The sequence below is a fragment of the Roseateles sp. genome (assembly GCF_044373315.1).
In the GTDB taxonomy this organism is placed as follows: Bacteria; Pseudomonadota; Gammaproteobacteria; order Burkholderiales; family Burkholderiaceae_C; genus JACDQM01.
The window spans coordinates 1-5,099 of the sequence record NZ_JBILQK010000159.1; the positions used below are offsets into that span (position 1 = coordinate 1).

6 protein-coding genes and 1 tRNA gene are annotated in these 5,099 nt (G+C 64.3%); 3 read left to right on the forward strand and 4 right to left on the reverse strand.

Translation table 11 applies throughout. From position 1 onward, the window contains the following. The 3 genes from ACIQ67_RS19385 to ACIQ67_RS19395 form a co-directional block, all read right to left on the reverse strand. The coding region (locus tag ACIQ67_RS19385) for an alpha-E domain-containing protein (RefSeq protein ID WP_397536014.1) at window positions 1–229 on the reverse strand (229 nt) is incomplete at its 3' end. Between the two features lies 1 nt (window position 230). Beyond that, complete coding sequence (locus ACIQ67_RS19390; protein ID WP_397536015.1) at window positions 231–1,658, reverse strand: circularly permuted type 2 ATP-grasp protein; 1,428 nt, start codon at window positions 1,656–1,658, stop codon at window positions 231–233. A gap of 493 nt (window positions 1,659–2,151) precedes the next feature. Continuing rightward, entirely contained in the window at window positions 2,152–2,430 is a 279-nt protein-coding gene (locus ACIQ67_RS19395) for a helix-turn-helix domain-containing protein (RefSeq protein WP_397536016.1), read from the reverse strand. Window positions 2,431–2,540: 110 nt separating this feature from the next. Here ACIQ67_RS19395 and ACIQ67_RS19400 point away from each other — a divergent pair, with 110 nt between their 5' ends. The 3 genes from ACIQ67_RS19400 to ACIQ67_RS19410 all read left to right on the forward strand — a co-directional run bounded on the left by ACIQ67_RS19400 (window position 2,541) and on the right by ACIQ67_RS19410 (window position 4,691). Then, window positions 2,541–3,152: a hypothetical protein gene (locus ACIQ67_RS19400; protein WP_397536017.1), complete on the forward strand. Its 612-nt coding sequence runs from the start codon at window positions 2,541–2,543 to the stop codon at window positions 3,150–3,152. 7 nt (window positions 3,153–3,159) lie between these two features. Continuing rightward, the gene (locus ACIQ67_RS19405; RefSeq protein WP_397536018.1) at window positions 3,160–3,651 is read left to right on the forward strand and encodes an RNA polymerase sigma factor; all 492 of its coding nucleotides are present in this window, start codon (window positions 3,160–3,162) and stop codon (window positions 3,649–3,651) included. 197 nt (window positions 3,652–3,848) lie between these two features. Beyond that, entirely contained in the window at window positions 3,849–4,691 is an 843-nt protein-coding gene (locus tag ACIQ67_RS19410; protein ID WP_397536019.1) for a hypothetical protein, read from the forward strand. A 320-nt stretch (window positions 4,692–5,011) separates the two neighbouring features. Here ACIQ67_RS19410 and ACIQ67_RS19415 read toward each other — a convergent pair. Beyond that, window positions 5,012–5,087: transfer RNA gene (locus ACIQ67_RS19415), tRNA-Arg, on the reverse strand. Window positions 5,088–5,099: the final 12 nt, after the last annotated feature.

The following is a 5,099-nucleotide window of genomic DNA, read 5'->3' on the forward strand; positions in this document are numbered from 1 at the left end:
CCAGCGCCATGAAGTTGAACAGGCGCTCGGCTTCCAGCGGGGCATGAGTCTGGCTGAAGGCTTCCAGCGTGCCGGTGACGGCCAGCGGCGCGGCCAGCTCGGTCATCGCGCCGCGGCTTTGCGGCAGTAGCGACAGCGAGTGCGTCACGTCCAGCATGCGCACCAGGTTCTCGGCGCGTTCTAGGTAGCGGCTCATCCAGAAGAGCTGTGCGGCGGTACGGCTGAGCATGTCAGTTCTCCAGAATCCAGGTGTCCTTGGTGCCACCGCCTTGGGAGGAATTCACCACCAGCGAGCCCTGTTTCAGCGCCACGCGCGTCAGGCCGCCGGCCACCATATTGATCTCGCTGCCGCTGAGCACGAAGGGCCGCAGGTCGATGTGGCGCGGCGCGATGCCGTTCTCGACGAAGGTCGGGCAGCTCGACAGGCACAGCGTGGGCTGGGCGATGTAGTTGCTCGGATTGGCGCGCACGCGCTGGCGGAAGTCCTCGATCTCGGCTGCGGTGGAGGCCGGCCCCACCAGCATGCCGTAGCCACCGGCGCCATGCACCTCCTTCACCACCAGCTGGCCCATATGGGTCAGCACGTGGTCAAGATCCTCTGCCTTGCGGCACTGCCAGGTCGGAACGTTGTGCAGGATCGGCTCCTCACCCAGGTAGAAGCGGATCATGTCCGGCACATAGGGGTAGATGGACTTGTCGTCCGCCACGCCGGTGCCGATGGCATTGGCCAGGATCACGTGGCCCTGCTTGTAGACCGACAGCAGGCCCGGCACGCCCAGCATCGAGTCGGCGCGGAAGGCCAGCGGATCGAGGAATGCGTCGTCGATGCGGCGGTAGATCACGTCCACGCGCTTGGGGCCGACCGTGGTGCGCATGTAAAGGAACTCGTCCTTGACGAACAAGTCCTGGCCCTCGACCAGCTCCACGCCCATCTGCTGGGCCAGGAAGGCGTGCTCGAAGTAGGCGCTGTTGAAGGGGCCGGGGGTCAGCACCACCACGGTGGGGTTCTCGGCCGTGCTGGCATGGCGCAGCGTGTTCAGCAGCAGCGTTGGGTAGTGGGCCACCGGCGCTACCGAATAGCGCGCGAACAGCTCGGGGAAGAGCCGCATCATCATCTTGCGGTTCTCCAGCATGTAGCTCACGCCGGAGGGGACGCGCAGATTGTCTTCCAGCACGTAGTAGCCCCCGTCCGAGTGGCGGATCAGATCGACGCCGGTGATGTGGGCATAGATGCCGTGCGGCAGATCCAGGCCTTGCATGGCCGGCTGGTACTGCGCATTGGCAAATACCTGCTCGGCCGGGATCAGGCCGGCCTTGATGATCTCGTGCTCGTGGTAGATGTCCCACAGGAACTTGTTCAGCGCAGTCACGCGCTGGCGCAGGCCGGCTTCCAGCATGCGCCACTCCTCGGCCGGTACCACGCGCGGCACGGTGTCGAAGGGGATCAGGCGCTCGGCACCGGCTTCGTCGCCGTAGACGGCGAAGGTGATGCCGACCTTGTGGAACAGCAGATCGGCCTCGGCCCGCTTGGTGGCCAGCGCCGCAGGCGTCTGGGCGTGCAGCCAGTTGGCAAAAGGCTGGTAGTGCGGGCGTATCGCACCACTGGCGAGCAGCATCTCGTCGTAGTGGCCGGCGGCGGGCAGGGTGAGCGCATGCATGACAAAGACTCCCGGGACTGTCCCTTAGGATATTGCAAGGGCTGTGCCTGCCAGCAAGGTGCTGTGACGCGACCTGGTGTCGTACTTTGGTGCGGATTGGCGGCGCGCACTGTATTGGCGCCGTTCGTGATGCGCCTGAATGGTGCGCGAAGGGCTGGTCGCGTGGATCGGCAGCCTGAGCAGTCGCTGGCCAGCGCAGATCCGCCAGAAAAACTGACCCTAAATCCGCCAGTCGTCGTGCCACCGAGGCCGTTTCAGGGGCTGCCGTCGGCGGGGTGACTGCCGGATTAAGGTTCAGTGGAGTTGTCGAACCTCAACCGGCTGAAGAGGAACGCGCCAAAGTTCCAGTTTCAAAACGACGAACTGACCAATCGCCTCGCGACTGCGCGGGGGTGATCAGCAGTTGTCAATCTTGACTGCGCCGCACTGGCGGTACTCGCACCTCTCGTCTTGCGCCTGCAGGCGCAACCAGTATTTCGCGCCACGGGCTCCGCTACCGGGCCTTCAGCGTCAGGTCACTATTGGGCGGTCTGAGCAAACGCCAGGGTTCCGTGCCAAGCGCTACGGCCAACTTCTGGATGTTGGCCAAGGAAACGTTCCATCGTGAGCGTTCGACCGCTGAGATGTAGGTGCGATCAAGCTCACATTCCATGGCGAGGTCCTCCTGGGACCAATTTCGTTGGACGCGGAGCAATCGGACGTTGTAGGCAAGCACTCCTCGAACATCGTCGTCAGACGGTAGTTCGGTGGGTGGCTTGGGTGTCGCAGACATGCCGTTAGGTTGACGAAACGAATGATTTGCATCTACGGAGTTTGCTTCACATAATGGAGAAGCCAGCGTGCTCTTCAGGGCTGGTGATCGCGCTAACCCAGGAGGCGGCCATGGACAGTTTTTCTGAGACCGGAGAGGGGGGCTACGAGGGAAACGTCTTCGGATGGCGGGGTAAGTCGCTTTGCTGCAGGTATGTCCTCGCAGAGTTCAAAATTCTCTCCTTGCCTGTCCAACGGGGCGACGTCGTCGAGCAATCCCGCTGGCGATGGGCTCTGGGTCTGTTCGAAGGGGAGCAGTGCGAGCTCCTGGGCGCCTGGTCTGCAGAAGTACCTGCGCTGCGCGTTGCCAATGAGCTGCATGACCGCGGCATCGAGCAGATCAAGGCGATTTCAATGGAAGGCAGCGTCGACTGCACATCGACCTATCCGGACGCCGTTGCCTGGTCGGCGCGTAGCGATCCTGATTCCGCGAGCGCCTTCGGTCCTCGGCGGCGTGCCGCGCTCCTGTCGGCCACCGCGACTGCTGAACGCCTGCAGACCAGCCTTGCCCGCACGATCAAGCGCCAGGCCCCGTTCACGGATGTGGGTGCAGCTGTTGCCTTCCTGCTGCACGCCCTCGAAAACGCCGACCGTCAACTCCATGGACTATCCAAGCTGAGACTCAAAACGCCCCAGCGCTGTTCTCGCGCTGTGGTGGCGCTTGCCTCGCAGCCAGCCGCGTGACCCGTCCATGACGGCAGCCCTCATCAAGAACTTGCGCGAGACGCTCGCGCGGGTGCGGGGCGCCCTGATGCGCCGTGGGCGCAACGCGCACGAAGCCGATGACCTGGTCCAGGAAGCCTGGGTCCGGCTTGCCTGCTACGAGCGCGATCAGCCTGTCGAGCGGCCCGAAGCCTTCCTAATGCGCACTGCGCTCAACCTGTCCGTTGACGCCTATCGGGCGCAGACTACACGAGGCGAAGAAGTCCTCGTCGAGGATGTCGTCATCATCGACATCATGCCGACCGCCGAGGCCACGCTGCTCGCCAAGGAGCGGCTTGAACGTTTGAGCGTCGGCATCAGCCGCATGAGCGACACCACGCGGAACATCTTCCTGGCCCACCGGATCGATGGGCTTACCGTCGTCGAACTTGCACGGCTGCATGGTCTGAGCACCACGACCGTCCACAAGCACATCGCCAAGGCCACGCTGCAGCTCACGACCTGGATGGAGGGCTGGTAGCGATGGATCGCCTCCAGGCGTCTGCCGGGGCGGCGGAGCCCGAGGGACTGTTGGCGCCGATCTAAATTTGTCCGCATCACCCATCCCCGGCTTTGCAGCTTTCGTGCGGCACGGCCAGTGCGCGCGGGAGCCTGGCTTGCCAAACACCAGCGCGTCAGCAGTATTCGCGTTTCGCGAACAGCGAATATGAGCGAGTGATGGAACTCAAACCCCAAGACCTACTGGTGCTGCTGAAGGTGGCGGGGCATCCGCCGCAGCGCTGGACCTATGCCGCGCTGGGTGAGGCGCTGTCCATGAGCGCCTCGGAGGTGCATGCCTGTGTGAAGCGGGCCGTGGCGGCGGGCTTGGCGGTGGCGTCAGCGCGTGGCGAATGGTCGCCGGTGCGGCCGAACCTGCTGGAGTTCGTGCTGCACGGCGTGCGCTATGTCTGGCCTGCCACGGCCGTGCCGGTCAAGCGGGGCGTGCCCACGGCCTTTGGGGCCGAGCCGCTGGCCATTCTGTTGGCAGCAGCGTCTGGTGAGGCGCCGGTCTGGGCTCACCCCACTGGCGCAGCCAAAGGGCCAACGCTCTCGCCGCTGTACCGCACCGCGCCGCAGGCTGCGCTGGTCGACCTGGCGCTGCATCGCCTGCTGGCCCTGCTTGATGCGCTGCGTGCCGGGTGTGCACGCGAGCGCAGTTTGGCCGCCAAACTGATGACGGACGAGCTGAAGCGTTTCGCAACTGGGGCAGCAGCCATGCGGGCCAATGCCCCCAGTATTCCCGACCTGCGCCGCATTGCTGTGGCGCTGGGCGAGCTGCGCGAGCAGGTGGTGTTCGTTGGTGGCGCCGTGGCCGGCCTGCTGGTGACCGACCCCTTGGCTGACAGCGTGCGCGCCACCCGTGATGTGGACGCGGTGGTGAATGCCAGTCGAGCAATGGTTCACCGCATCGAGGAGCAGGTGGCCGAGCGCGGCTTCATGCGCGACGCCAGCAGCGAGGTGATTTGCCGCTGGGTGCACAAGGCCTCGGGCGTGACCTTCGATTTGATACCGGCGCTCTAAACATACGTGCTGCAAGCGGCATGCGTCATGCAGTTCAGCACGCGTACCTACCTGTTCCGGCACAGCCCAAACGCGAACTACGCGCGCACACGCTTCATGCTTGCCGAGTGCATCGAACACCCGGGAGGGCGGCTGGGGTGATCGCCCTGCGCTTCATCATGCGCATGTCGCAGTTCCGACACATCGCGCGGCCAGCTCGGCCCATCGCTTCGCCGCTGCACATGTCGGCCCGATTGGCGGCTTTTGCCGGGCACTATCCGTACAAAAGCCGTACGGACAAGAAAAAGCACCTAGCCGATTGACTAAGTGCTTGATTTATATGGTGCGCCCGGCTGGGATCGAACCAGCAACCCCTGCCTTCGGAGGGCAGTACTCTATCCATTGAGCTACGGGCGCAACAGTGCGCGA

What these genes read in the sequence shown, in the direction of transcription:
- ACIQ67_RS19390 (WP_397536015.1), bottom strand. Translation starts at nt 1,658, where the DNA reads ATGCATGCGCTCACCCTGCCCGCCGCCGGCCACTACGACGAGATGCTG.
- ACIQ67_RS19395 (WP_397536016.1), bottom strand. Translation starts at nt 2,430, where the DNA reads ATGTCTGCGACACCCAAGCCACCCACCGAACTACCGTCTGACGACGAT.
- ACIQ67_RS19400 (WP_397536017.1), top strand. Translation starts at nt 2,541, where the DNA reads ATGGACAGTTTTTCTGAGACCGGAGAGGGGGGCTACGAGGGAAACGTC.
- ACIQ67_RS19405 (WP_397536018.1), top strand. Translation starts at nt 3,160, where the DNA reads ATGACGGCAGCCCTCATCAAGAACTTGCGCGAGACGCTCGCGCGGGTG.
- ACIQ67_RS19410 (WP_397536019.1), top strand. Translation starts at nt 3,849, where the DNA reads ATGGAACTCAAACCCCAAGACCTACTGGTGCTGCTGAAGGTGGCGGGG.